The organism is Corynebacterium sp. HMSC28B08 (assembly GCF_001806865.1).
Taxonomy (GTDB): Bacteria; Actinomycetota; Actinomycetes; order Mycobacteriales; family Mycobacteriaceae; genus Corynebacterium; species Corynebacterium auriscanis.
The window spans coordinates 1-26,646 of the sequence record NZ_KV786161.1 but is presented as its reverse complement, the minus strand read 5'-3'; the positions used below and the strand labels follow the sequence as shown (position 1 = coordinate 26,646).

The 26,646-nt window shown below is 59.4% G+C and carries 22 protein-coding genes and 2 pseudogenes; 13 read left to right on the top strand and 11 right to left on the bottom strand.

Annotated features, from left to right (window positions below; all coding sequences use genetic code 11):
• Positions 1-281: 281 nt before the first annotated feature.
• The 6 genes from HMPREF3098_RS03785 to HMPREF3098_RS03760 all read right to left on the bottom strand — a co-directional run bounded on the left by HMPREF3098_RS03785 (position 282) and on the right by HMPREF3098_RS03760 (position 6,006).
• Positions 282-1,193 carry an SDR family oxidoreductase gene (locus HMPREF3098_RS03785; protein ID WP_083284055.1) on the bottom strand — a complete coding sequence of 304 codons (912 nt, stop codon included), beginning with the start codon at positions 1,191-1,193 and terminating at the stop codon, positions 282-284.
• A gap of 29 nt (positions 1,194-1,222) precedes the next feature.
• Positions 1,223-2,368, bottom strand: a complete 1,146-nt coding sequence (locus HMPREF3098_RS03780; protein ID WP_141739654.1) for a YdcF family protein — start codon at positions 2,366-2,368, stop codon at positions 1,223-1,225.
• Positions 2,369-2,402: 34 nt separating this feature from the next.
• Positions 2,403-2,951 (bottom strand): 5-(carboxyamino)imidazole ribonucleotide mutase, encoded by a 549-nt coding sequence (gene purE / locus HMPREF3098_RS03775; protein WP_052095070.1) that lies wholly within the window; start codon positions 2,949-2,951, stop codon positions 2,403-2,405.
• A gap of 68 nt (positions 2,952-3,019) precedes the next feature.
• Positions 3,020-4,345: a 5-(carboxyamino)imidazole ribonucleotide synthase gene (locus HMPREF3098_RS03770; RefSeq protein WP_083284053.1), complete on the bottom strand. Its 1,326-nt coding sequence runs from the start codon at positions 4,343-4,345 to the stop codon at positions 3,020-3,022.
• Positions 4,346-4,384: 39 nt separating this feature from the next.
• Positions 4,385-4,921, bottom strand: coding sequence for a hypothetical protein (locus HMPREF3098_RS03765; protein WP_070434055.1), 537 nt, complete (start codon positions 4,919-4,921; stop codon positions 4,385-4,387).
• Positions 4,921-6,006 (bottom strand): biotin--[acetyl-CoA-carboxylase] ligase, encoded by a 1,086-nt coding sequence (locus HMPREF3098_RS03760; protein WP_083284051.1) that lies wholly within the window; start codon positions 6,004-6,006, stop codon positions 4,921-4,923. Before HMPREF3098_RS03760 ends, HMPREF3098_RS03765 begins: the two co-directional genes overlap by 1 nt.
• Before the next feature lie 24 nt (positions 6,007-6,030).
• Here HMPREF3098_RS03760 and HMPREF3098_RS03755 point away from each other — a divergent pair, with 24 nt between their 5' ends.
• From HMPREF3098_RS03755 to HMPREF3098_RS03745, 4 genes and pseudogenes are all read left to right on the top strand, one after another.
• Positions 6,031-7,521: an acyl-CoA carboxylase subunit beta gene (locus tag HMPREF3098_RS03755; RefSeq protein ID WP_070434054.1), complete on the top strand. Its 1,491-nt coding sequence runs from the start codon at positions 6,031-6,033 to the stop codon at positions 7,519-7,521.
• Between the two features lie 12 nt (positions 7,522-7,533).
• A complete protein-coding gene (locus tag HMPREF3098_RS03750) occupies positions 7,534-7,938 on the top strand; it encodes an acyl-CoA carboxylase epsilon subunit (RefSeq protein WP_070434053.1) in 405 nt (134 codons plus the stop codon).
• A gap of 83 nt (positions 7,939-8,021) precedes the next feature.
• Positions 8,022-8,411, top strand: a pseudogene (locus tag HMPREF3098_RS10925) (Maf family protein); the annotation flags it as partial.
• A 240-nt stretch (positions 8,412-8,651) separates the two neighbouring features.
• Positions 8,652-8,894: pseudogene (locus tag HMPREF3098_RS03745) on the top strand (Maf family protein); the annotation flags it as partial.
• 105 nt (positions 8,895-8,999) lie between these two features.
• On the opposite strand, the gene HMPREF3098_RS03740 reads toward HMPREF3098_RS03745, so the two are convergent.
• The 3 genes from HMPREF3098_RS03740 to HMPREF3098_RS03730 form a co-directional block, all read right to left on the bottom strand.
• Positions 9,000-10,145, bottom strand: coding sequence for a bifunctional 2-methylcitrate synthase/citrate synthase (locus tag HMPREF3098_RS03740; RefSeq protein WP_070434052.1), 1,146 nt, complete (start codon positions 10,143-10,145; stop codon positions 9,000-9,002).
• Between the two features lie 48 nt (positions 10,146-10,193).
• Entirely contained in the window at positions 10,194-11,744 is a 1,551-nt protein-coding gene (locus HMPREF3098_RS03735; protein ID WP_070434051.1) for an MmgE/PrpD family protein, read from the bottom strand.
• A gap of 128 nt (positions 11,745-11,872) precedes the next feature.
• Positions 11,873-12,934, bottom strand: a complete 1,062-nt coding sequence (locus HMPREF3098_RS03730) for a Cj0069 family protein (RefSeq protein WP_070434050.1) — start codon at positions 12,932-12,934, stop codon at positions 11,873-11,875.
• 152 nt (positions 12,935-13,086) lie between these two features.
• Between HMPREF3098_RS03730 and HMPREF3098_RS03725 the strand changes: the two genes are divergently transcribed.
• From HMPREF3098_RS03725 to HMPREF3098_RS03700, 6 genes are all read left to right on the top strand, one after another.
• The gene (locus tag HMPREF3098_RS03725) at positions 13,087-13,938 is read left to right on the top strand and encodes a sulfurtransferase (protein ID WP_070434049.1); all 852 of its coding nucleotides are present in this window, start codon (positions 13,087-13,089) and stop codon (positions 13,936-13,938) included.
• Positions 13,939-14,133: 195 nt separating this feature from the next.
• Entirely contained in the window at positions 14,134-15,915 is a 1,782-nt protein-coding gene (locus HMPREF3098_RS03720; protein ID WP_246815834.1) for an acetyl/propionyl/methylcrotonyl-CoA carboxylase subunit alpha, read from the top strand.
• A gap of 344 nt (positions 15,916-16,259) precedes the next feature.
• A complete protein-coding gene (locus HMPREF3098_RS03715; RefSeq protein ID WP_070434047.1) occupies positions 16,260-16,958 on the top strand; it encodes a hypothetical protein in 699 nt (232 codons plus the stop codon).
• A gap of 124 nt (positions 16,959-17,082) precedes the next feature.
• Positions 17,083-18,588 carry a glycerol kinase GlpK gene (glpK, locus tag HMPREF3098_RS03710; protein WP_210385936.1) on the top strand — a complete coding sequence of 502 codons (1,506 nt, stop codon included), beginning with the start codon at positions 17,083-17,085 and terminating at the stop codon, positions 18,586-18,588.
• 76 nt (positions 18,589-18,664) lie between these two features.
• Positions 18,665-19,345: a DUF1707 SHOCT-like domain-containing protein gene (locus HMPREF3098_RS03705; protein WP_083284049.1), complete on the top strand. Its 681-nt coding sequence runs from the start codon at positions 18,665-18,667 to the stop codon at positions 19,343-19,345.
• A gap of 74 nt (positions 19,346-19,419) precedes the next feature.
• Complete coding sequence (locus HMPREF3098_RS03700) at positions 19,420-20,826, top strand: NAD-dependent succinate-semialdehyde dehydrogenase (RefSeq protein ID WP_070434045.1); 1,407 nt, start codon at positions 19,420-19,422, stop codon at positions 20,824-20,826.
• Positions 20,827-20,848: 22 nt separating this feature from the next.
• Here the strand turns inward: HMPREF3098_RS03700 and HMPREF3098_RS03695 are convergent, their stop codons facing one another.
• Complete coding sequence (locus HMPREF3098_RS03695) at positions 20,849-22,126, bottom strand: amidohydrolase (protein ID WP_246815833.1); 1,278 nt, start codon at positions 22,124-22,126, stop codon at positions 20,849-20,851.
• Positions 22,127-22,154: 28 nt separating this feature from the next.
• Between HMPREF3098_RS03695 and HMPREF3098_RS03690 the strand changes: the two genes are divergently transcribed.
• The 3 genes from HMPREF3098_RS03690 (at position 22,155) to HMPREF3098_RS03680 (ending at position 25,556) form a co-directional block, all read left to right on the top strand.
• Entirely contained in the window at positions 22,155-22,967 is an 813-nt protein-coding gene (locus tag HMPREF3098_RS03690; protein WP_070434044.1) for a purine-nucleoside phosphorylase, read from the top strand.
• A 215-nt stretch (positions 22,968-23,182) separates the two neighbouring features.
• Positions 23,183-24,871, top strand: coding sequence for a phospho-sugar mutase (locus HMPREF3098_RS03685; RefSeq protein WP_070434118.1), 1,689 nt, complete (start codon positions 23,183-23,185; stop codon positions 24,869-24,871).
• Positions 24,872-25,115: 244 nt separating this feature from the next.
• On the top strand, positions 25,116-25,556 hold the full coding sequence (locus HMPREF3098_RS03680; RefSeq protein WP_070434043.1) for an Lrp/AsnC family transcriptional regulator: 441 nt from the start codon (positions 25,116-25,118) through the stop codon (positions 25,554-25,556).
• Positions 25,557-25,858: 302 nt separating this feature from the next.
• Here the strand turns inward: HMPREF3098_RS03680 and upp are convergent, their stop codons facing one another.
• Entirely contained in the window at positions 25,859-26,506 is a 648-nt protein-coding gene (upp, locus tag HMPREF3098_RS03675) for a uracil phosphoribosyltransferase (RefSeq protein ID WP_070434042.1), read from the bottom strand.
• Between the last annotated feature and the right edge of the window lie 140 nt (positions 26,507-26,646).

Here is a 26,646-nt window from a genome sequence, read left to right as displayed (position 1 = left end):
GTTGGACTTCTGCTGCACATTCGTTGTTCAGCGCGAAAACACCGGCACTGGGCCGTTCAAGAGAACCTCCCGCCCATCCGAACTGCACCTCTGGTCGCGCCTCCCGCCCATCCGAACTGCCTCGCCGCCAACTCCTTTACAAACAGCCGACTACACACCAATCCCAATCGGCACTTCGGCATGCGGAAACAACGTCGGCGACGTAAAGCACCCGGATTCCTACCCCCCAACAACCTCACTCGCAGAGTTGATTACCCACAGCGGAACACCACCCCAAAGAACTAGATGCGGATTCTCCCGCCGAAAACCAGTTTCCCGTTGAGGTATCGCGTGAGGAAAGCGGGCGAGAAATGGCTGGTCTGCAACAACACCGCCGCCTGCGCTCCCACCGCGTGATGAACCTTGGCTGGGATACTGCGACCCCCGTTGACCACATCTAAGATTTTCTGCGCCACCTGCTGTGGTGTGTTGTGCACACCCAATCGTGTCATCCCCACCGTGCGATCTTTGGCAATCATATTAGTATTCGCATACAGCGGGAAGATACTAGAGACTAGAACCCCGCGCGCAGCCCACTCAACTTCCAAGGCCTCGGTGATACCCCGTACTGCGAACTTCGTCGCAGAATAGGTAGCCATTTCCGGCGTGCCATAAATCGCCGATGCACTGCACAAATTAACCAAATGAGCCCCGCCATCTGCGGCACTCAAGTATGGCAACGCAGCACGGGCACCGAACAACACACCTTTGACGTTCACATCAACCAGCTGGGCATCACGCTCAAAACTGCCCTGATCGGCAAAATCTCCCGCATACAGCACACCGGCATTGTTGATCAGCACGTTGATCCCGCCACCGTGGCCAGCAGCGAAATCGCGCAGCGTGTTCTGCCACGATTCCGCATCGCGCACGTCCAAGAATCCCGTGTTGATTGCCCCGCGCACACCGTTGCCTCCACCGAGTTCGCCGTTCCACTCCGCAACCCAGGCCTCTAACCGCTCCACGTCCACGTCATAAGCACCCACCTGCCAGCCCGCACGAGAAAACGTCTCAGCAATTGCACGGCCAAACCCCTGTGCGGCTCCGGTAACAACGACAGTGCCACTGGTTAGGCCACTGTTGTTGCGCTGGGCCCGATCGCTTTTATTCCGCTCCCACACGTTCTTTCCACGATTTATTAGCGCATTAAACATACCTTCGAGTATGCACCACTGGTCGACTGTTAGGGACGGGACCGGGAAACTATGCAGGAGAATAATTGAGGCAACCATACTTGCACCACGCTCGCGGCGTACTCCCTCACATAAGCAGCAGGTCGCGCTCCAACGGGGGTTACTGCGCCCACGATCTGATAACACACCTCTGGGAAAGCCCGCTGGGCACGTTGCGCATGCCACCGCGTGCGCGGGACGTGGAAATCGCTGGTCACCACGATGATCCTGTGGTCTTCGCCCATTGTTTCTCCGCCGCCTCGCTGCGCCCACGACCGGTTCGCATCGCCATGATGCTTGCTGACTTGGCACTTTTTACCCGACTGGTCATGGGTCTGGCTTTGCTTGCCCGACCTCTCCCGTGTCCAATGGTCCAGCAGCATCCGCGTGCTATTGACCAAGTTCTCTTCCGTACTGGTCGCCAGCTGCTCCTGCAAAACCACCCACCCCGCCCCGGGGACCCCCAGCTGCGCTTCCTCCAGCAAATACCTAGCCATGGCCGAGGCCTCAGAGCACGGCTCATCCGCCCCCTGTCCCCCACTTACGATCAGCACCCCGCGGTCCTGAGCGCCCTCCTGCCCCGCCATTCCGCCAGCCACCGTATCTAACCGACGTGCCACCTGCACCCCGCGGTCCTGGAAGTTTTTCTCTGCCGCGTGACCACTGGCCGTGGCATCCAACCGCCGGACCACCTGCACCGCGCGGTCCAACCGCCGCGCTAGCACCGGGCTCGGCCGATCCCCCGTAAGCCCCGCCCCCAACACAATGATCGCGTCCGCAGCTTCCACCTGCCAGTCGCTGATGGCCGCCTCACTCCCCAATTCTTTGGTCGACGCCACGCCCTTCACCACGAAGCGCGCAAAATGGTTCACCAGACCCAACCACGCAAGGCTTCCGGCCCCACCCAGGGCGCGAACGGGTCGGGACGAGGAGGCGTCGAAACAAAAGACCGCCGCACCCCACCCCCAGCTCAGCAATGCCCCCGCAGTGCCCACCGACAACACGTGAGCCACAGCGCGTGGCATGCTCGACCGCAATTGCGGCAGGTAGAAGCGCCACACCGCGGCATAACTGGCCGCACTTGTGAGCACACCCGGCAGCAACCACCGGGTCGGGTGCAGCGCGACCATCGTGCCCCATCCCGTCGCAACCAACACGGGACCGAGACAGCGGACTAACAGACGGCGGATGCTAATTCCCCAACAGCTTTTGCTGTAGCTTACGATCCTTTTCCAGGACCTGGTCGCGCATATCTGCCTGGTAATCGACCATCTGCTGCATGAGGGCAGCATCGGCGACGGCGAGGGTGCGCACCGCCAACAAACCCGCGTTCTTGGCGCCATCGATGGAAACGGTAGCGGTCGGCACACCTGCGGGCATCTGCACGATGGACAACAAGGAATCCAACCCATCGAGGTTGCCCAACGCACGTGGGATACCGATGACCGGAAGCGGAGTGGCCGCCGCCACCATTCCCGGTAAGTGAGCCGCGCCGCCAGCACAAGCGATAATTACTTTGATGCCCCGGGTGTGGGCCTCGCGAGCGTAATCCAACATCCGCTCCGGCGTGCGGTGGGCGCTAACCACACCAACTTCCATGGGGATATTGAATTCCGCGAGGACCTCGGCCGCGGGCTGCACCGTAGGCCAATCGGAATCCGAGCCCATGACAATGCCCACGAGCGGGCCGTTATGGGACTTGGGGTTGTTCATGTTCTGCGCATTGTTGTTATCAGTCATGGTTTCGCATTCACCTTCGTCGTTGTCCATGGCGCGATGTTGGGGTTTAACCCTTGTCTATCGCCTGGTTATTCCACCCAGCCGTCAGCCCATTGCGCCGAGACCAAGAATTGTGCGGCCAAACGGGCCTCTCGGCGCAGCTCTGTAGCGGTCTGCCCCGGGGCACTCGTCATGTTCACGTGACCGATCTTGCGGTGTGGCCGCCAGTCTTTGCCGTACATGTGGATCTTGGCCTGTGGGAAACGCGCCCACACCATATCCATTCGCTGGTGCATGGGCATCTGCGGATCTTGTTCCCCACCCAGCACGTTGGCCATCACCGTGTACTCAGCTAGGGGCGTGGTCCGCCCCAATGGGCGATCCAACACGGCCCGCAAGTGCTGTTCAAACTGGCTTGTCACGCACCCATCCTGGGTCCAATGGCCGGTGTTGTGGGGGCGCATGGCCAACTCATTGACGATGATGGTTGGCTGGCCGACTTCATCGACGGTTTCAAACAGCTCTACCGCCAGCACACCCGTCACGCCCAATTCGCGGGCCACCATGCGGGCTAACTCCTCAGCTTCGTGCAAAATCGCGCTTTCAGTTTCCGGGGCGGGTGCAACGGCCTCCACGCAGATGCCGTTTTCCTGAACACTTTCCACCACGGGCCAGCTGGCGATCTTTCCGCCGGGAGTGCGGGCAACCATGGCGGACAACTCGCGCACCAGTTGCACCTTCATCTCGGCCATGAGCGGCACGTCCTGGGCCAGCAGGTCGATCACCAGGTCCTTGGCTTCTGCCACGGTTTCCGGGAACCATACTCCCTTGCCGTCGTATCCACCACGACAGGCCTTGAGGCATACTGCGCCCTTGGTGGCCTCGAAGAATCCCTCGATGTCCTGGGCACTCGTAATTTCCAGGAATGGCGGGACGGGCGCGCCCAATTCGCGCAGTTTCTTGCGCATGACCAGTTTGTCCTGAGCGTGGATCAACGCGCTGGGCTGTGGTTGAACGTTCAGTCCCGCGTTGATCAGGTCATCGAGGAACTCGTTCGGTACATGCTCGTGGTCAAACGTGACCGCCGCGGCATCGCGGGATACTTCCTGAACGTGATCCCGATTGGTGTAATCCCCCAACACCACGTCAGCGCTGATCTGAGCTGCCGACGCATCCGGGGTGCTAGCCAACACGCGTGCCGATAGCCCCAGCTCCACTGCCGCGTGCTGCATCATGCGCGCCAGCTGGCCATCACCGATGATCGTCACTAGAGGTGCACCCGGCGCGTGCGCACTTCCCCTCGATAGCGACCAATCCGCACGCGGCTGGTCCGGCGCGCCCCCACGGCCGTCTTTGAATGCGGCCGGGTAATCGGAAGAAGTGTTCTGGTCAGCGGTTTCAGCAGTGTTCGTCACGGATCCCAACTATAGTGCCCAGCCCCGACAACACCGAAACTAAAACTGGCCAATCTGGTTGCGCAAAAGCTTGGTGAATTTTTTGGCATACGGGACTTGCCGAAGCACCACCGGCATCCGCGTTCCCGCCACGTACACGGATACTTCTTGCCCCCGGTGGCGGGCATCCACGATGTGCCCCAGTGGCACCTGGGCGATTTCACTGCGCAGGTGCCCTGTGGCGGTGATTAATCGTTGGTCAGTGAGCACCATGCGGGACCGTTGCCGAAATACCAAATGCCTAATACATCGACGCCACGCCAAAATCACCCACAACACTAGCAGTGCTCGCCGCCCCCAGACTAAGGAAATCAGGGTGTCATTCTGTGTTAAATCACCAGCCCTCGTGAGGGGGTTCGGTTCGAAACCGAGGATCTGTACCGATTGGCTGGCAAGGTGCCCATCAATCAACCCGATGGCCATCCAGATCAATCCGGTAATAAGGATCAGTTCCACGATCGGAAAGAATGCCGACCGCCTACTGGGCGATAGCTCTGCCAGGATGACCTCGTCTGGTTCAAACCGCACTTTTGCCATTAGGCGTAACCCCATTCAGACGTGCGGGAATTATCGACGTCGGTGGCGCGGAGGTGCTCGACATCCCCCGCCGCTACCGTCAACCGTTGTCCGACCGCAATGGGGCGCGTACCCTCGTGGGCTTCCACCTTGATGATCAATTCACCGGATTTATCTAGGTCTTCGGCGATGCCCGTGACGAATTCATCCCCCGGCAGGAACGCCTTCACCCTGCTTCCGATGGTGGCTGACAACTGCCGGTACCGGCCGATGACTGCCTCGGGGGCGCCACCCAGTTGGGTGAAGCGCTCCACATCGCGTGCCAAGTTATCCAGAATGTGGAATACAACGTCTTCGCGTTCTGGCAGTAGCGTGTGGTTGTCTCCCGCCGGGTCGGCAAGTGCATTCGGCCCAGCGGCCGCTCGGGCCTGCTCAGCCCGCTCTCCCTCTAAAGCAATACTCGTCGCGTGCGCCACCGGGAGCTCCTCGGTAGTCAGGTCATAATTCACACCAAAGCCCAAGACCACGACGGCTTCCTTCAACAGCGGGCTAGCCTGCCTTCCATTGACTGCGCTAGCTTCCACATTCGCAGCCTCCACCAAGATTCCGGCGAGCTTGCGCCCTTCCACTAACACGTCATTAGGCCATTTCAGCTCGGCGGGCAAACGCCGCCCGGCCACCTCACTGGCCTCACGCACACCTTGGGCAATCGCCATGCCCGTCAACAGCGGCAGCAGACCCATACTATCGGCGTGGATTCCATACAACCGCAGCACCACGGAGGCGATGATTTGCGAATGCTTGGGTGCCGTCCATGACCTGCCCATGCGACCGCGCCCAGCCAGTTGTTCCTCGGCCAGCAGCACGCTCAGATGCGCTACCTGCCCGGACTGGTTATAAAAGTTGAATGTTTTTTTGCCGGTTCCCCCGCTCGCACCACCGGGGCGCTCTGCCCTAACGGCTTCGACGAGGTCCGTGTTCGTGGAGCCCGTGGCGTCGGTAAAGAAAGGGGTAAAGCCGATCGCGCGTAGCCGTTCCCCCAGAGAGGCGGCACTCAGAGCACGCCGGGAGATGCCACGATCATGGCCAGCTGTTGGGGTGTCCATGCTCAACACAGTAAACTATCGCGCATGACTGCCTCCACGGACTCTACAAAACCGGACATGTCGACCACGGCTGGGAAGATTGCCGACCTGCGCAATCGCCTGACCGAGGCGCGAACCCCCATGGGTGAGGATTCCATCCGCGAGCGCCACAGCGCGGGCCTTTTGACCGCCCGCGATCGTGTGGAGGCATTGTTGGATGCGGACAGCTTCGTGGAAATCGATGCGCTGGCCCGCCACCGCGCCACCGCGTACGGCTCCGATAAGTCTCGGCCGCTCACCGACGGCGTAGTTTCCGGCCACGGCACCATCGACGGTCGTCCCGTGTGCGTTTTCTCGCAGGACAGCACCATTTTTGATGGACAGCTAGGCGAAACCCACGGCGAGAAAATCCTCAAGGTTATACAGTTGGCCCTCAAATCGGGCACCCCACTGATCGGTATTTACGAGGGCACCGGCGCGCGCCTTAAAGAGGGCGTGGCCGCGTTGGAGTATTTCTCCCGCATCCTTTCCCTGCAAAACCAGGCCTCGGGCGTGATTCCCCACATCGCCGTGGTGGCTGGTGCTGTATCGGGCCTGACTGCTCACAACGTTGCCTTGGCTGATGTGGTCGTGGAGGTCGCACAGGCGGGCCAGGTTTCGCTTGCTGCCGGTGCTGGTAGTTCTTTATCCGACGCCACGTCGGGCACGGCCCACGTTCAGGCCGAAGATGATCGGGCTGCGCTCGATCTGGTGGCTGATGTGCTTAGCTACTTGCCGTCCAACAACCGTGCCTTGCCCATTCGCGAGGACGAGGACGAGCGCCAGCCAGCGGCCGAGAACGCGGACCTCAACACCATCGTTCCGGACGAGGCCGCGCAGGCGTACTCCATGGCTACGGTCGTGGAGAACATTGTGGATGGTGGCAGCTTCCTCGGGTTACAAACCCAGTTCGCACCGCACATGTTGACTGGTTTCGCTCGGATTGATGGTCGCAGCGTGGGCATTATCGCCAACCAGCCCGATCAAGGTGCCGGGGCGATCGATATCGATGCTGCGGAAAAGGCCGCGCGGTTTATTCGGTTCTGTGATGCGTTCAACATCCCTCTAGTGACGTTCGTGGATTCGGCAGGTTTCACGCCCGATACCGATGGTGCTGGGCTGGTCCGCAAGACCGCCAAGCTGTTCGCCGCCACGGCGGAGGCCAGCGTGGGCAAAATCGCGGTCGTCACTCGCAAGGCTTACGGTTCCGCATATTTGGCAATGGGCGCAAAGCGCATGGGAACGGACCTAGTGTTTGCATGGCCAACCGCCGAAATTGCTGTGGCTGAGTTGGATGCCCTAGTAGTGGCAACGGGCAAGGATGAAGCCAGGATCACAGAAGATCAGATCAACCCTTACGCCGCCGCTGAACGCGGTTTGGTAGATGCCGTGATCGCCCCGGCCGATACGCGTAAGCAGATCGCCGATGGCCTGCTGCTCCTGGAGCGCAAGGCCGAGGATCGCTACCCACGCAAGTACAGCAACATTCCTTTCTAAAGGGGCATATTGATGACCGAGGATTCAAAGAACACTCCTGCCCAGGAGCACACGGACCAGGCGCCCAGTGGTCAGATGCCCAGTGATCAGGCGCCTGCTGGCCAATCTCAGCCAGACCAGCGCCCATCCGCCCAACGCACGTCAAACGATCTCCAGCTGGAGCAAAGGGCGGCTAGGCAGAAGCAAACGCACCAGCGCCTGCACCGCGCACACTACGAAGTCATCAAAGGCAGTCCAGATGATGCTGCTCTGACCGCACTCGATGAGGTGTTTCAGTCCGTAGCGGACCGCGCGGCTCACATTCAGGCTGGGAAAAAGCCCAACACGCGGGGTCGCTATGGTTTGCCAGAAGCAGGCCAGCGGGGCCGCACCGGCGCTCCCCTGCACCCGAATCCCATTGCATTCCGAAATTCCTAACGGGTGTGTTGAGCGTGGCGTCGAGTAAAGAAAGCTACCTCCACCCCCACAACCCGCAGGCAGCCGCAGGCCAGCGACTTCAGGTGGTCCTGGCTAGTACGTCACCCTCGCGGCTGAGTATTTTGCGCTCGGCCGGGGTGGACCCCATCGTGATCGCCAGTGGTGTAGACGAAGATGCGGTGGTTGCGGATCTTCGGACCCGTGTGGGGGAACCATCGCCGAAAGACGTGGTGGCGGCACTGGCTGAAGCTAAAGCGCAGGCAGTGGTTGACGAGCTGCGTGCGGATTCTCCGGTCGCGGCCGCGTTGACGGGACCGGCGGTCTTAATTGGTGGCGATTCCATGTTGCTGATCGATGGGGAACTGCAGGGGAAACCGCACACTGCTGAGGAAACTGTGAAGCGGTGGCGTAACCAGCGCGGAAAAATGGCCGAGCTGCTGACGGGGCATGCGGTGTTCTATTTGCCGGCGCGGGCAGAGCGACAACAATCAGGGCCGGTAGATGCTGTGACTCAACAGGCAAAACCGGTAGATACTGCGACGCAACAAGCAGGGCCGAAAGATACTGTGACTCAACAATCAGGGCCGGTAGATACTGTGACGCAACAGGCTGAGGCCGCGGGCGCTGCGCCGCCAGAAACCGCCACGGCGGGTGCAGGATATTCCCCACACCCCACCTCCACGGCAAAGCTTCTGTGGCGCCAGGATCCCTACGTGGAGGTATCCACCACCACGCTGCACTTTGCGAATGCCAGCGATGCTGATATTCACGCCTATGCCGCTACCGGCGAGCCTTTCGGATGCGCCGGAGCTTTCACGCTGGAAGCTCTCGGCGGGTGGTTTATCGATCGGATTGAAGGTGATCCGTCTAGTGTCATTGGGCTATCGCTTCCGGTGGTGCGCCGGGCACTCGAGCACTTCGGCTACTCGGCGCAGGCCACATGGAACCGGGGTTAGCCTTAACACCCGGCCCTCAACGTAGCCTGTAGGTCTGGCGCTCCGCGCCAATACTTAAACGTTAGCTTCCCAGCCCACACGCCCCGAGCACCCCTAACGCCAACGCTAGCGCTGCTCGATCGGAATAACCTCGCGCTGCTCTGGACCGTTGTATTCGGACAGCGGACGTATCAGAGAATTATTACTGTATTGCTCCACGATGTGTGCGGTCCACCCGGCCACACGCGCGATGACAAACAGCGGGGTAAAGAAGTCCACGGGGAAGCCCAGCAGGTGGTAGGCCGGTCCCGCTGGGAAATCGAGATTGGGTTTGATACCGGTGCGGGCGTCCATCGTCGCCGCCATCTTTTCATAGATCTGCACCCACTTCGCACCGTTATGGCGTTCGGCCAACGCGCGGAAAGACTTTTCCATCGACGGCACGCGACTATCGCCTTTTTTGTACACGCGGTGGCCGAATCCCATAATCAGGTCCTTGTTATCCAACGCGTTGTTCACCCAGCCTTCGGCCTTCGCCGGATCGTCGATCTCCAGCATGGTGTGCATCACGAACTCGTTGGCGCCGCCGTGCAGCGGCCCCTTCAGCGCACCGATGGCGCCGGTAATCGCGGAGTACACATCCGAGCGTGTGGAGGTAATCACACGCGAGGTAAACGTGGATGCATTAAAGGAGTGTTCCGCGTACAGGATCAGGGACTTCTCGAAGTCGCGCACGTCCTCCGGGTTCGACGCCGGCGAATCCTCTCCCGTACCGAACACCATAGACAGTAGGTTCTCGGCCACTCCCTTATTTGAATCGGGGGCCATAATGTCTTTACCTTGACGCCGACGAATATCCATGGCCAGCGCCATGGGCAATTGGGCCAGCAAGTTATGGCCGACGTGGGTGATGTGGTCCGCGTCTGGGGTGAAGTGCTCTTTGTCTTTGGTTCCCATGTACGACACGGCTGTGCGCATCACATCCATGGGATGGCAGTCGGTCGGTAGGGAGTGGATGAGGCTGATCAAGCCGGGATCTAGGCAACGATAGGACCGGCCACGCTGGTTGAATTCGTCCAGTTGTTCCCGCGTGGGCAATTCGCCATTCCACAGCAGGTAGAAGACTTCTTCGAACGAGCAGTTTTCAACGAGGTCCTGCACAGCGTAACCGCGGTAGGTCAGCGAGTTGGTCTCTGGCATCACTTTGGATACGGACGTGTAATCCGCAATCACTCCGTATAGGCCTTTGCGTACTTCTGGGGTGGTACTCATGATTGTCCTCCTAGAAATTGGACGGGGTTGTGGGATAGAGACCGCGCTTTAAAAAATCCCGCGAGGAATCTGCGGTGCACGGTTCAAGACGTCCGGCGAGAATGTGACAGTGAGCTGTCCTAGGTCCTCGGCAGAAAGATCCGCGGTATTCTCCGCTGCTTCAATGAAGCGATCCTGCTCCTTGTCATCAACTAGGCCCTCGGCCAAGATGCGGAACTTCCGGATGTAGTCCTCGCGTTCGAAAGGGCGCGCCCCCAGCGGGTGGGCATCGGCAACGGCAAGCTCTTCGTCGAAGACCGTGCCATCACGCAAGGTAATAACCGCCCGGGCTCCAAACGCCTTTTCGGTGGGATCCTCCGAGTGGTAGCGGCGGGTCCACTCCGGGTCCTCCACGGTGGAGATCTTCTTCCACAACTCCCCGGTTTCGGGCCGCCGCGCGCGCTCGGGCGCATAGCTGTCTTCGTGGTGCCACGTGCCGTCTTCCAGTGCTACGGCGAAAATGTACATCACGGAGTGGTCCAGAGTTTCGCGAGAAGCAGTGGGGTCAAACTTTTGAGGATCCCCAGAGCCCGTGCCGATCACGTAGTGCGTGTGGTGACTGGTGTGCAAAACGATAGATTCCACTTGGTCCAACACCGCGCGCAGGTCCCCGTTGCCGTGCGCTTCCAACTGCTTGCGCATGCTGCGGGCCAGATCGATTGGCGCTTGGGATTGGTATTCCGCGGAGTGTTCCTTGGTATACGTGTGCAGGATTGCACGCTTTGGCTCCCCCACCTCTGGAAGTGGCACGGTGTACTCCGCATCCGGCCCGTCCAGCATCCAAGCGATCACACCGTCTTCGCCTTCCCAAATCGGCGCCGGTGCACCCTCCCCGCGCATAGCACGGTCAACCGCTTCAATCGCCATCTTTCCCGCGAACGCCGGCGCGTGAGCCTTCCACGAGCTAATGAGGCCCTTCCGGGACTGCCTCGTTGCCGTCGTGGTGTGCAGTGCCTGCCCCACTGCTTGATAAATCGTTGGGATGTCCAGGTTCAACAGCGTGCCAAGCCCCGCTGCCACCGATGGGCCCAAGTGCGCGACGTGGTCGATCTTGTGCTTGTGCAGGCAAATCCCACGTACTAGGTCCACTTGAATTTCATAGCCCGTAGCGATGCCACGGATCAGCTCCGAACCCCCCAGCCCCAGATCCTTGCCACGGTGCTGCGCGACGGCGAGGATAGCCGGGATGTTGTCCCCGGGGTGAGAGTATTCCGCTGCTAGGAACGTGTCATGAAAATCCAATTCGCGGACGGCCACCCCGTTTGCCCAAGCAGCCCATTCGGGGGACACGTGGGCGTCGACACCAAAAACCGTCGAGCCCCCGCCGCCTTCTGGGGCACGGTGAGCAAGCGCCTGCGACCTGGCACTACTTACTGGCCTTCTTAGTACCGACGCCACGGCGACCGCGGCATTGTCGATGATCCGGTTAATGACCATGTCGGCGACGGGTTGTTCCACGGCAACGGGATCCGCGGCAACGTTCGCAATTTTGTGCGCGAGGTGTTCGCTGAGGGGGAAATCGTCAGCGGATTTCCGAACCCGCACGGTGTGGTCGAGCATAAAACAACCTTCCCAACAGAAAATGTTTTGGCTTGAAAGTGATATAGGACACGTTAGTCAAAATTTTTCGGCGGGAAGGTTAAGTTGGGAAATCTAATGCCGCGAACAGCAAGAAAAAGGAGCTTGGCTCACTTAGCCTGAGCTTCCTCGATGCGCTTAATAGCCTCCTCGGCCACCAGCTGCTGAATGCCCATATCCAGCTCGGAGGTGAAACCCACACAAGAGCAGTTGATCTCGCCCAGCACGTAGGTATCGGAACCATCTTCCGCATCGGCCAGCATGAAGTCCGCAGTCCAGATCAACGGAATGTTATCGCCACCGAGCTTTTCGGCGATGACAGGACGGGCATCCGCGAACATATCAATAAGGTCCTGCCACGCTTCAGGCTTGTCGTAGGTGTACTTTGCGCCGGAGAACAGCGTTGCGGAGAAATTGTCGCCGCCTTCCGCTGGCTTCTTATGAACCACGAACACTGGGTGCGGGCCGACCAGCAGGATTCGAATTTCGCCCTCGACGATGCGAGGCATGAAACGCATGTCCACCAGCATGCCGTTATCGCCGACGATGTACTGGTCGCAGAAATCCATGAAGTCACCGAGTTCGCGGATCTCCGTGTGATTATCTACAGCTTCCGTGCACTTGAGCATGGTATCCAACGGCAGCGCCGTGCCTGGCTCGACAGACTTGGCAAGGTCCTTGTCCTGCAGCTGCACGCGCCAGATGCCCGAGCCGGTGGAACCACGGTTCTGCTTGAGCACGCGCTCGCCGTAGGAAAGGGAGGTGGGGAAGGTCTCGTGGAAGCTATCCACGTCGTAGTAAGCCGCAGTATCCTCTGGCACCAAGTCGGTGGAATTGAGCTTGACCAGTGCATCCTTGGCGCCGTAGCTGATCATTTCCGCAGGGGTGGACATACCAACAAGGCCAGACTCACTGAGTTTGGTGAGCATCTCGAAGTAGCCCTTTTCGCCACCTGGGATGTGACCGGGGTTTACGCGGGAGATGTAGCCGTCGTAGTTGTTGCTGACCTCGTCAAAGATTTCATCGACCTTTTCAGGATCGAAGTAGACAACTTCAGCGCCCCACCCTTTATCTCGGATTGCATTGACGATTGGCATGGTGTCACGACGATGCCCATCCTCACCTTTGTCATTACCACCGCGGACTTCGAATACAACAATGTTCTTGTGCACGAAAGGCCCCTTTCAGTCAATTCTCAGCCTTCACCCGTTATCCTATTTGCCGTTAGACTCGGTTCGCGCGTCGAAAACCTAGTAGACCTCACCCCTATTGCACCCCTACGAGTGGTGCGCGTTACATCAACTAGTGACCGGAGGACACAACCGTGGGAATTCCCGAAGATCCCAGTAAACATTTGCAGCAGTATGCTCACCCAAACAAGCTGGTCACGAGCGCTTGGCTGGGTGCGAAGCTGGGAACACCGGGGCTCAAAGTGGTCGAAAGCGATGAGGAACGCCAGCAGTATGACATTGGGCACATTCCCACTGCAGTGCGCATGAATTGGGCCACGGAGCTCGGTGCCCCAACCACCCGGGACATCATTTCGGCAGAACAATTTGGCGCGTTGATGGATACCAAAGGAATTACCCCCGACGATACGGTGGTGATCTACGGTGACCAGTCAAACAAGTGGGCGCTTTACACCCTGTGGATCTTCGAGCACTACGGCCACCGGGATGTCCGCCTTCTCGACGGCGGACGCGATGCCTGGATGCAAGAGGAAAAGGAAACCAGCTACGACGTTCCGGTTGCCACCACGGAAGGTTACGGCGCCAAGATGGGTGAGCATGACCCTACGCGATTGCGGATCTTCGTCGACGAGTTGAAAACCAACCTAGAATCCTTCCAGATCCTTGATCTGCGCGGACCGGAGGATTACACGGGCTTGAACCAGGATTCACGCTGGTCACGGCATGGCCATATCCCGGGTGCGATTAATCACAGCATTGGTCGCAGTCTGTTTCCCAACTCACGCTTTCGCCAGATCGAGGAGCTTCGGGAAGTCCACGCGGATTTGGACCCACATGCTCCCACCGTGGTCTATTGCAACGATGCCGCCACCGCAGCTCAGCAGTGGTTTGTTCTCACTCATCTGCTGGGATGGAAAGATGTGCGCGTCTATGACGGTTCCTGGGTGGAGTGGGGCAACATGATGCGCATGCCCATCAGGCGCTAATCCCCATTCTTGCCCGCGTTTCCATCGCGATCATTGGGCGCACCAAAAGCTGTGGTGCCGTAATGAAACCCGGCACACCGTTACATCACGCTTGCTTTGTTCGATGGAATGCGTAGTAGTTTTGATAGAGCACTTTTTAACCATCTCGCAACTAAAATTTCGCAGTATTGCAACGACGTCGGAGGAATGAACAAGGTGACGCAGACAGGAAGCAAGATCTCCAAGGTACTCATCGCCAACCGAGGTGAGATTGCGGTCCGCGTGATCCGCGCTACCCGTGACGAGGGAATTGCTAGCGTTGCCGTGTATGCAGAACCCGATGCGGACGCGCCTTTCGTTCGCATGGCCGATGAAGCTTTCGCCCTCGGTGGCAACACATCGGCAGAGTCCTACCTCAGCATCGAAAAGATCCTCCAGGCAGCCAAGGATTCGGGCGCAGATGCCATCCACCCCGGTTACGGTTTCCTGTCCGAGAACGCAGACTTCGCCCAAGCCGTACTGGACGCCGGCCTAACGTGGATTGGCCCCAGCCCAGAGGCCATTTCCGCTTTGGCCGACAAAGTCACGGCCCGCAATATCGCAATGAAGGTGAACGCTCCCCTCACCCCCGGCACGAAGGAACCTGTCAAGGACGCAGCGGAAATCCAAGCCTTCGCCGAGGAACACGGTTTACCCATCGCAGTCAAAGCCGCATTCGGTGGCGGCGGCCGCGGTATGAAAGTTGCCTACACGATGGAAGAGATCCCCGATCTCTTCGATTCGGCCACCCGTGAAGCTATCGCCGCCTTCGGTCGCGGTGAGTGCTTTGTCGAGCGCTACCTGGACCGCGCCCGCCACGTTGAAGCACAGGTTGTAGCCGATCAGCACGGCAATGTTGTCGTGGCTTCCACTCGAGATTGCTCCCTGCAGCGCCGTTTCCAGAAGCTCGTTGAGGAGGCCCCTGCCCCATTCCTCACCGACGAGCAGAACGCCCGCATTTACGAATCTGCCAAAGCGATCGTAAAGGAAGCTGGTTACTACGGCGCCGGCACGGTGGAATACCTGGTCGGCAGTGACGGCATGATCAGCTTCTTGGAGGTCAATACGCGACTGCAGGTGGAACACCCCGTCACGGAACAAGTCACTGGCTGGGACTTGGTGCGCGAGCAGTTCCGCATCGCCGAAGGCAAGGAGCTTTCTCGGCTCACTGATCCAGAGATCCACGGCCACTCCATTGAATTCCGCATCAACGGGGAGGACGCGGCGTCGGGATTTATGCCAGCCCCAGGCCGTGTCAACCGCTACCAAGAGCCCGCGGGCCCAGGTATTCGTTTGGACTCAGGGATCGAAGAGGGCACCGTTATTGGTGGACAATTCGACTCGATGCTGGCGAAGCTGATCGTCACGGGCGCCACACGCGAAGAGGCAATCGCGCGGTCCGCACGCGCACTCGATGAGTACATCGTGGAAGGTTTGCCGACCGTGCTGCCATTCCACCGTGCGATGATGCAGGATCCGGCATTCACCGCCACTGATGGTAACTTTCGCGTGTACACCCGGTGGATCGAGGAGGAATGGGAGAACACACTCCCGGAGTATGCCGAAGACACCACCGCGGATAACGACAGCGATGTAGTGCAGCTGCCCAAGCAGAAAGTTGTTGTCGAAGTCGACGGCCGACGGATTGAGCTGCTAGTTCCCGGTGAGCTTTTGCACACAGGCGCCCAGTTGCGCCGTTCCAAGCGCCGCCGTGGCACCGCGGGACAAATCGCAATTACTGGCGATACCGTGGCCTCCCCTATGCAAGGAACCGTTATCAAGGTGATGGTCGGCGAGGGACAGCAGGTCAACGAGGGCGATACGATCCTGGTTCTGGAAGCCATGAAGATGGAAAATGCCGTGAAGGCACATAAGAGCGGTGTAGTATCAAACCTTTCGGTGGTCGCCGGGGCGGCGGTCACGAAGAACCAGGCTTTGCTAGATATCGCGGACGAGTAGGTCACCTAACCCAAGCCTCCCAGCGGGTCTGGCCACAAACTCAGCCATCGACCCCTTGCCAGCCCTGCCGTAATGAGCCAAGCGGGCGAGCCTTGCCAGCCCTGCCGTAATGAGCCAAGCCGGCGAGCCCTGCCAGCTCTGCCAGCCCTACCAGAGCGCAAAGATTCCATAACTCGCGTAAGACGCCAGTTAAATCTGCTAATTCTAGAATTTTTTTGACGCATTTAGCTGAGGCCATCACTCAGATTTCCTGTTAATATATTAAGAACCGCAATCGTTCCACAGGATTTCCGAGGAACGGTCGCTAACCATGTCCACCGACCGCCAATCTGAAAGGCCGAATAATGGAAACGCGCAGGCGCTCAAGCAAACTGCCACTCATCTTGGGCGGAATACTCCTCGCCATCGGCGTAATTTCCGCCATCATCAGCGCAACCAGCGTATCCAGTTTGGACAAGCCCCAGGATGTCTCGGCGGGTAAGACATACTACCTTTTGGGCGATAAGTCCTCCATCAACGCCCAGAATTGTGCGTTGAAGAGCGAGAACGACACAACCGAACCTCCGGTATCCCTCATCTCAAACAGCGAAAACAAGATCCCTGATGACGGTAAGATCAAGGACATCTCCCTGCCTCTAACTCCCTCTAAGGGCGTCGTTGTCACGATGGAGTTCTCTAAGGACATTAAGGGCCTCACCTACAAGTGCGACACCGGCCAAACGTACATCTCCTCCAAGTCCGGCAGCACCCTCAACGTACTTCGTTGGCTGACGATGGCAGGTGTGCTTGCCGGATTACTCCTGATCTTGAGCAGCTTCATTCCGCGCAAGAAGGACGAATCCCAAGAACACGTGGACGCAGACGAGCACCACAACACCACCGGTAATTCGTACGAAAACGCCCACCCCGACGATAACTCGTACGAAAACGGCCACTCCGAAGACAATTTGTACAAAAACGCCCACTCCGACGATAACTCGTACAAAAACGGCCACTCCGAAGACAATCACGTCGACCGCAACAACGAACACAAGCACTTCTAAAACACCAGTCGGCGCTACCTGAGGCACAGCGTGGCGTCGAGTATCCTAGGCAGCCGTGGAAAAAATCGCGCAGCACGTCACTGACCAGATCACAAAGTGGACTCATGGCCGCCGTGGCTACATCATGGCGATAGACCAAGGCACAACGTCTACCCGCTGCATTATTTTCGACGCCGAGGGCCGCATCGTCTCTACTAGTCAGTTGGAGCACGAACAAATCTTCCCCCGTCCGGGCTGGGTAGAACACGACCCCGATGAAATCCGGCGAAACGCCCGTCGCGTCATGGCTGACGCGGCCGCAGAAGTAGATATCAATACCGACGACATTGCCGCAGTTGGCATCACTAACCAACGCGAAACAACAATCATCTGGGACCGCACGACAGGCAAACCCGTCTACAACGCCATCGTGTGGCAGGATACACGCACAGATGACATCATCTCTTCCCTCACCGAAGAGGAAAAAGAGCTGTTCCGCACCCGCACCGGCCTGCCGGCATCCACATACTTCGCGGGCCCGAAGATTCGGTGGATCCTCGATAACGTTGAAGGTGTTCGCGAACGCGCGGAAGCCGGAGAACTAGCCTTCGGAACCATCGATTCCTGGCTGGTGTGGGAACTCACCCGCGGATCGCGTCGCTCCCCCTCGAGCTCCCGAGAAACAGCCCAGCACGTCACCGACGTCACCAACGCATCGCGCACCATGCTCATGGATTTGAAAACCCAAAAGTGGGATCCCGAGCTGTGCAAGATTCTTGGCATCCCCATGGAGTTGTTGCCTCAGATCGTGAGCTCGTCAGAAGTCGTGGGACGGGTACGGCGCAACGGCCCGGTCAAGGGCATTCCCATCGCCGGCATCCTCGGCGACCAACAAGCGGCAACCTTTGGGCAGGCGTGCGTAGAACCAGGCGAGGCCAAAAACACCTATGGCACCGGCAACTTCATGCTACTGAACACGGGAGAAGTGCCCCAATGGTCCGAACATGGGCTCATTACCACCATCGCCTACCGGCTGGGCAACCACCCCGCGGTATATGCGCTGGAAGGTTCTATCGCCGTCACTGGCTCCCTAGTGCAATGGTTAAGGGACAACCTCGGATTCTTTAACCGGGCCGATCAAATTGAAGCGCTAGCTCGATCCGTCAAAGACAACGGCGGCTGTTATGTGGTCCCAGCATTCTCCGGATTACTTGCACCCCGCTGGCGCCCGGAAGCACGCGGGGTTATCGCTGGGCTAACGCGGTATGTCACCAAGGCACACATCGCGCGGGCAGCATTGGAAGCCACCGCATACCAAACGCGCGAAGTGGTTGAGGCGATGAATAAAGATTCGGGAGTGGAACTGACTAGCCTGCGCGTGGACGGAGGCATGGTGGTCAACGGATTGTTGATGCAATTCCAAGCTGATCAACTGGGTGTGCCGGTTACAGTTCCGGAAATAACTGAAACCACCGCTCTAGGTGCCGCCTATGCTGCTGGTTTGGCGGTGGGTTTCTTCCGCGACCTGGCCGAGATCCGCAGTCTGTGGCAGGAAAAGAAAACATACACGCCGGAAATGTCCCAAGAGGACCGGGATGCTCTTTATGCACGGTGGAATGATGCGGTGGAACGAACTTATAACTGGGCCTAAGTGTAATCCCCTATTTTGCGATGTACGTAGGTCTATACGTAGTAATTCTCCCTCGTCATGAATTAGGCTAAACGATATGTCCACTCCCGCGCAGTTCCCCCACGATCCCCGTTTCCCTTCGCAGCCTGTACCGAATTCCAATCCTGGGTTCGCTCAGCCGTACAGGGCGGGGCACTCGTCGGTGCCGGGGTTGCGGATCAGCGACCAGGACCGGCAGCAGGCACTGGAGGCCTTGGGGTCCCACTTCGCCGAGGGACGTTTGCAGCTCGATGAATACGAGGAGCGAGCTTCCTTGGCTGCAGAGGCGACCACGGCTGATGACCTCAACGCGCTGTTTGTGGACCTTCCTGCATTGAAGCCCAATGCCCCTCTCATGCCCATGTACTCCGCCTCCGAAGTAGAGCGTGCCCGGATCAACGGTGGGCGCCCGAAGACAGGGATCATGCTGCTGACAACCATCGGGTCAATTGTAGGCACGGCATTGTTGAACCCTTATTGGGAGATGTCCGGGTTAATCATGTTCCTGATTCCCGCCGTCGCGGTGCTGCTGTACGTGCTCAAGATTGGCCCGGCTGAATGGCATGCACCTAGCCAGCGCTCTATCGAGCGAGCGCGCTTGCGTTCCATTCGCACCGAGCATCGCTACCAGGCTGAACAGCTGCGTGCACAGCGCCGACAGCAGCGCGCCGAACTCACCAGCAGCGCCATGGATATGGCTCATCGCAGCCTCAAACGCTTCCAAGGACCGCAACGATAAAGCCCCCCTTAAGTGTGAGCTTTCGCCCGACAAACCGTTGCTAAGCCGCTCCGACCAGGACTATACAGGGCGACATGACCACATTTGCGATTGAGAACCCAAGCACAGGAAAGACCGAAGACAGCTTCGACCGCATCGAGGATTCGGCGCGCGATAACATCCTCGATCGCTCCACCGCCGCTTACGAAAGCTGGCGCAAGGCCCCGATCGAGGAACGCGCAAAAGTCCTCGCCCGGGCTGCTGACCTGTACACCGAACGCAAGGCTGAACTGGCCCAACACATTGGGCGCGAAATGGGGAAGTTGACTCGGTGGGCCGAGGCGGAAATCGACATCGTTGCCGATATCTACCGCTGGTACGCCGAGCACGCCCACGAGCTCCTCGCCGATGAACACCTGCCCGCCCAGGGTGCCCAGCTGACCGTCGTCCGCAAGGAACCACTGGGCCCGCTTCTGGGCATCATGCCGTGGAACTTCCCCTACTACCAAGTCGCCCGTTTTGCGGCGCCGAACTTGCTGCTGGGCAACACAATCGTCCTCAAGCACGCATCGATTTGCCCGCTGTCCTCCCAGGCCTGCCAGGACATCCTGGAAGAGGCGGGCCTGCCTAAGGACGTATACATCAACATTTACGCCTCCGGTTCGCAGATGGATGATTTTGTAGCCGATCCCCGCATCAAGGGCGTGTCACTCACCGGTTCCGAAGGCGCCGGCGCCGCAGTGGCGAAGACTGCCGGTGAGCACTACAAGAAATCCGTTCTGGAATTGGGCGGTAATGATCCGTTCATTGTTCTGGATGACGAGAACTTGGATTGGGTCCTCGACCAGTTCGCCCTCATCCGCATGTACAACACAGGCCAAGCATGCAACGCTCCAAAGCGCCTGATCGTGCAAGAGGAATTCTACGATCGCACGGTGGCCTACTTGAAGAAGAAGATCGGCGCGATGACGGTGGGCGCCCACGATGAATCCAATGCCGACATCGGCCCGCTGTCTTCTATCGACGCCCGCGATGAAATCGTCGAACGCCTCCAAAAGGCTGCCGCCAACAACGAGGCCACCATCCGTGTGGGTGGCAAGAAGATCGATCGGCCGGGTGCGTACATGCAGCCCACGTTGCTCACAGACGTAGATCCGAATTCGGATGTGGGTTGCAACGAAATCTTCGGCCCCGTGGCTATTGTGTACAAGGCCAAAGATGTCGACGAAGCTATCGCCATCGCCAACAACTCCGACTACGGCTTGTCCAGTTCCGTATGGGGCACCGACTTGGAAGCTGCATACGACGTCGCCCAACAACTCAGTGACGGTATGACTTTCGTCAATGAGGCCTCCGTTACGGCAGCGGGCCTGCCCTTCGGCGGCGTAAACCGTTCTGGTTACGGTCGCGAATTGGCGCGCTGGGGAGTAGGTGAATTCGTCAACGAGCACCTCTACCGCGTGAGCGGCCAAGAGGATGCCGGGCAGTCCCCCGCGCTGTAATCACCGTCCCCGGCTGGCGGGGTTACAGCCCCATCCCCTCCGGCCACGCACGATCCTCGCGAAACTGTTCCACTACACCTGCGAACATCCGAATCCCCACCCGCAGGGCGCGCTCATCGAACACGATGTCTGGTTGGTGGAGGTCTGGGCGCTCCCCCTTTCCAGTCCACGTACCCAAGCGTGCCATCGAGCCCGGTACGTGCTCCAAGTACCAACTGAAGTCTTCGCCACCACTGGACTGCGGGGCTTCCTTCAAAGCGTGGGGATCCACGTCCTTGACTGCCTGTGCCAACAACGATGTACTCACATCATCATTCGTCACTGGTGGCACTCCCTTGGTGTAGCGAATCTCCACCAACGCGCCTGTGGGCTTGACAATATCCTGGACCAATTCGGTAATCAGTTCCTCGCCCTGCCGCCACACACTCACATCCGCGGTTCGGAACGTGCCTAGCAGGCGCACTTCTTCCGGAATGGCGTTGAACGTGGCACCCCCGTTGATCGCACCGAATGTCACCACCGTGCCACTGCGGGGATCGACCTTTCGAGTGAACTGCAGGGGCAGCTGAGTGGCGACCAAGCCCGCCGCGAAGATCAAGTCGCTGGTCAAATGTGGTCGGGACGTGTGACCGCCCATGCCACGCAGCACGATTTCCACCACGTCGGATGCGCTAGTGATCGGACCCACGCGCAGTCCTACCTCGCCCGAACGCAACTTGGGTTCGCAGTGCAGCGCGAAGATCTGGCTAACTCCATTGAGCGCTCCTGCCTCGATAACCTCGGTGGCACCGCCATCCATCACTTCCTCAGCCGGTTGGAAAATGAAGCGCACGCGCACACCGAGGGCATCCACCCCGTTGGCGTCGACAAAATCTGCCAAGGCAACCGCCAACCCCAAAACAACAGTGGTGTGCATGTCATGACCGCATGCGTGCATCACCCCCGATACTTCAGAAGCGAAATCAAGGCCAGTGATCTCCTGAATAGGCAGGGCATCGATGTCCCCGCGAAACGCTATGATCGGCTCGTTAACCGGACCGATGTCTGCGACTACACCATTGGTGGGCAGTCGCTCGGGCGTGAACCCTGCTTCCTGCAGGATCTCCATGATGAAATCCGTGGTGCGGTACTCCATGTGCGACAGTTCTGGGTTGCGGTGCAAGTGGCGGCGCCATCCGACCACACGGGAATCGTTGTGCTTTACCCAATCGCTGACGAACGTCGAGACTTCTGAGCTACCCACCTGAGTTTGTTCCACCTTCGCTGGAGCCGGTCGAGCAATATTTACCTGAGATTTCATCTTAACCCCTGCGGTAGTCTTGGATGGCATGAGCACTCAAGACCCATACGAAATTGCTCGCACTGCTGCCGCGCAGCTGAAGGACAAACTAGGTGTTGATTCCTTTGACGCCGCCGTGGTCCTTGGATCTGGGTGGCGGCCTGCGGCGGACGTGATGACTGACAATGCCACGGAAGTGGTTGAGTTCCCAATGGCGGAGCTGCCGGGATTCCTACCCCCGACTGCTGAAGGCCATGGAGGCACAATCCGATTCGCACGGCTGGGGGATCGAGCCGTGTTGATTCTGCTGGGTCGCACGCATGCCTATGAAGGCCACGAGTTGTGGCGGACCGCTCATGCCGTACGCACTGTCGCAGCCGCTGGAGTGCAAACCATCGTGCTGACTAACGCCGCGGGCGGATTACTCGAGGGCATGCGTGTGGGTGAGCCAGTGTTGATTTCCGATCACATCAACTTCACGGCGAAGACTCCCCTAGTAGGCGCTAATTTCGTCAACCTTGTGGATGCATACTCTCCCACCTTGCGCGAGGCCACCCGGAAGCTGCGGCCCGAAATGCGTGAGGCCGTGTACGCCATGATGCCCGGGCCGCAGTACGAAACCCCTGCGGAAATCAATATGCTTCGCACGCTCGGTGCGGGTCTGGTTGGTATGTCCACTGTGTACGAAACGATCGCCGCTCGGGAGGCCAATATGGACGTGCTGGGCATCTCCCTTGTCACTAACCTAGCGGCCGGCATAACCGGTGAACCCCTCAATCACACAGAAGTACTGGAAGCCGGTCGCGCCGCTGCCCAGGACATGGGTGAGCTGCTCGCGGAACTGGTGGGATCGTTGGCATGACGTACCCAGATCCGGTCGCGGGCTCCCCCGAAGCAATCCCAGCCGCGGGCACTCCCGAAGCAATCCCAGCCACAGGCACTCCCGAAGCGATCCCAGCCGTGGGCACTCCCGAAGTCGCTTCCCGGAAGTCTTCCCTGGAAGCAGAAGCACCAACCCCTCGATTGCGTTTCGGTACCGCCGGGCTGCGGGGTCCGGTAGGCCCCGGCCCAGGGGAGATGAACGTCACCACGGCTACTCGTGCTACCGCCGGTGTGGCGCAGTGGATGAAGAGGACCCAAACCCCAATTCGCCGCGATGGCCGCTTTGCTGTCGCAGTGGGATACGACGCGCGCTATGCCTCCCAAGCGATGGCACGCGCGACGGCGGAGACCTTCGCTGGGGCTGGTTTTGAGGTCACACTGATTGCGGAACCGGCACCCACCCCGGTTCTGGCCTGGCTGGTTCGTGACCGCAATCTGGATGCGGGTGTGCAGATCACCGCTTCGCACAATCCGGCCGCAGACAATGGTTATAAGCTTTACCTGCGCGGGGGTTCACAGTTGATCTCCCCCGCTGACCGCGAGATCGAAGCTGCCATCGCCGAACAGCCCGCAGCGCCGTGCGAGATTTCCCGCTCAGAGGCCAAAAACGTGGATCTGGCCACAGTTAGTGGTTATGTGACGGACATCTGTCGGTTGGTCGCGACTGGGGAGCAATCAGTTTTGCGACCGCGCCGTCAACTGCGGATCGTCTACACGCCCTTACACGGTGTGGGTGGCAACGCCCTAGAGTGGGCCTTGCGCGAAGCCGGTTTCGGGGATGTGCACTCCGTGGCCTCCCAGCGCTGGCCAGACCCCACATTTCCCACCGTGGCGTTTCCCAATCCGGAAGAAGCCGGCGCCACTGATGAACTGTTAGCTACGGCCGAACGTTTGGATGCAGACTTAGCAATCGCACTAGATCCGGATGCCGACCGCTGCATGATCGGCGTGCGGCATTCCACGAACGACGGCACGGGCCGCTACCGGATGCTCCGGGGTGATGAGACCGGCCCACTATTGGCGCACCGGATTGTGGGGCGCGGGGCGTCGTCCCACAAAACCAACAGCCCAACCCGCAACCGCCATGCGGCAAAACCCGTGGTGGCGACCACAATAGTGAGTTCGCAGATGTTGGGGCAGATGGCCCAGGCGCGTGGGTGGGATTACGTGGAGACCTTGACGGGCTTCAAGCATCTCGCGCGCGCGGCGGATGGCTTGCCGGGAGATCTGGCATTTGCGTACGAGGAGGCGATTGGCACGTGCCCCGCTCCGCAGATTGTTGCAGATAAAGACGGGATTGCCACGGCGTTGATTACGGCCGCATGGGCGGCGGAGCTCAAGGCCGAGGGGCGTTCGCTACTGGACGAATGGGATGACCTGCAGAAAATCCACGGGGTATTCGAGACAGCCCAAGTCAGCGCGCGCTACGCGACCGTTGATGAGGCACAGCAGCGGATCGCAGATGTAGTGACCCACCCGCCGGCCGAATTGGGCGGAGTACCCGTCACAGCCAGCGACCTGGATGGCACGCCTGGGGTGCGCCTGGCGGGATCTGTGGCAGGTGCGGGTGGTGCAGGTGGAGACGGCGCTAATGGAGCAGGTGGTGTGGCTGGCGACGGTGTGGCTAATTGGGCTGACGGCGCGGCTGGCAACGAAGCGGCAGATTGGGCTGACGGCGGCGAGCTTCACCTGCGGGTGGTCGCACGACCCAGCGGCACCGAGCCCAAGGCGAAGTTCTATCTGGAGGTCTGCGCGCCTGCTGCCACAGGTCACGGGGCGGTTGACTTAGTGGACGACGCCACGCTGGCCAGGCGCCGCGATCAGGTTAGTGCCCTGTTGGAGGCCGTACGGCGCGATGTGAAGAGCGTGGCGGGGGTGGAATAACACCACCGCAACCACCGTAGAAGCGCGCCTGGTCGACAACTCCGGTGCGGGGGCAGTCTCGCCAGAAGTGCGAACCTAGACAACGCTGACAGCCCTCGCCCGGCGCGGGGGTAGTCTCGCCGTTCTGAAGCGCGAACCTAGACAATGCAGACAGCCCCCGCCCGGCGCGGGGGTAGTCTCGCCGAAAGCGCCCGATGTCGGCGATATTGCGATCTTTTGGCTCGGTGGGTAATACTCTTTAGCCATGGATAGCATCGACCACGCGATTATTGCGGAGTTACGGCGCGATGGGCGCATCAGCAATCAAGATCTTGCGCGCGCTGTGGGTTTAACGCCAGCTCCTTGCTTGCGACGGGTTCGACGCATGGAAGCGGAGGGGATCATTCGCGGATACCACGCGGACATCGACCCTGCGGCAGTCGGGCAAGGATTCGAAGTCATCATCCTGGTAAACATCGAAAACAATAATCACGAGGCCACCAGCGGCTTTGAAAGGCGTATTTTAGCCATGGATGAAGTGGTGGAGTTTCGCCGCATGTTCTCCCAACCCGATTACGTAGTGCGAGCGCGCTTTGCGGACATTGAGGCCTACGAAAAGTGGATGACCAACGAATTCCACCGGGATCCGGCAATCATGCGGATCCACAGTCACATCACGATGAAGGTCCTCAAGGACGAAAAGTAGCCGACGCCCCTGTCGCCGAAAAGGAACCGGCGCCCCCCTGTCGCCGCGCCCCCGCGCGCCCCTCCAAACTCCCCCGCTATACAAATGTGCAGCAAAACTCCGACAAAAACACGCATTTTTGTTAGACATCTGCTGCACATTCATCTTCCAACACGAGAACAACGGCACCCCAGACCGCGCGCCCCTCCCGAGCCTCGCTCCCCGCACGCGCCCCTCCGCCCCCTCTCGATGGAACGGTCAATCGCCCCCAGTGACTTCACCCAGCCCGCTCAGTCTGAATTATTCGGACCGGATTAACCAGACTAAAGCGCCCCAAGATCAATGTTTCGCGGGCCATACAGGCGATCACCGGCATCGCCCAACCCGGGCACGATGTAGGCATCCTCGTTGAGCCCAGGATCAATGGTCGCGGTAATCAAGCGTTTTATGGGTAGCCCGGATTCCACCAATGCGTCTACTCCAGGTTGCGCGCTCACCATGCATACGCAGGTGATGTTGTCCGCGCCGCGCTCCACCAGTAATCGAATGGCGTGCAACAGCGACCCACCCGTCGCTAGCATAGGATCCACAAGGAAAACGGGTTGTCCACTCAGGTCATCGGGCAGAGCTTCGAGGTACGGCACGGGTTCGTGGGTTTTTTCATCACGCGCAAGGCCGATGAATCCCACTTGGGCATCCGGGATCATGGATAAGGCTGGGTCAATCATGCCCAAGCCGGCGCGGATGACGGGCACGATAATGGGTGGTTTTCGCAGGCGGAACCCTGCGGCCTGTTGCACTGGGGTGTCAACCTCGAAGCTCTCGAGCTCTAGTTCACCGGCAGCTTCGTAAACTAGCATCGCTCCGAGGTCGGCAAGCGCCGCGCGGAAGGCAGCGTTGTCGCTGTTTTTATCGCGCATGATGGTGAGTCGCGATGCCACCAGAGGATGATTAACCACCTTTGTTTCCATAGCCCCACATTTTACGCATGTGGCAGGTGCGTTCGAAACTACGCAGTCCAACACACCACCGAGCCAGCTCACCCAACTCAGCACCACCCAACCCGAACCAACTCGACCTGAAGTGTCCCAGGTTTTGTTCCGTTTGAGTA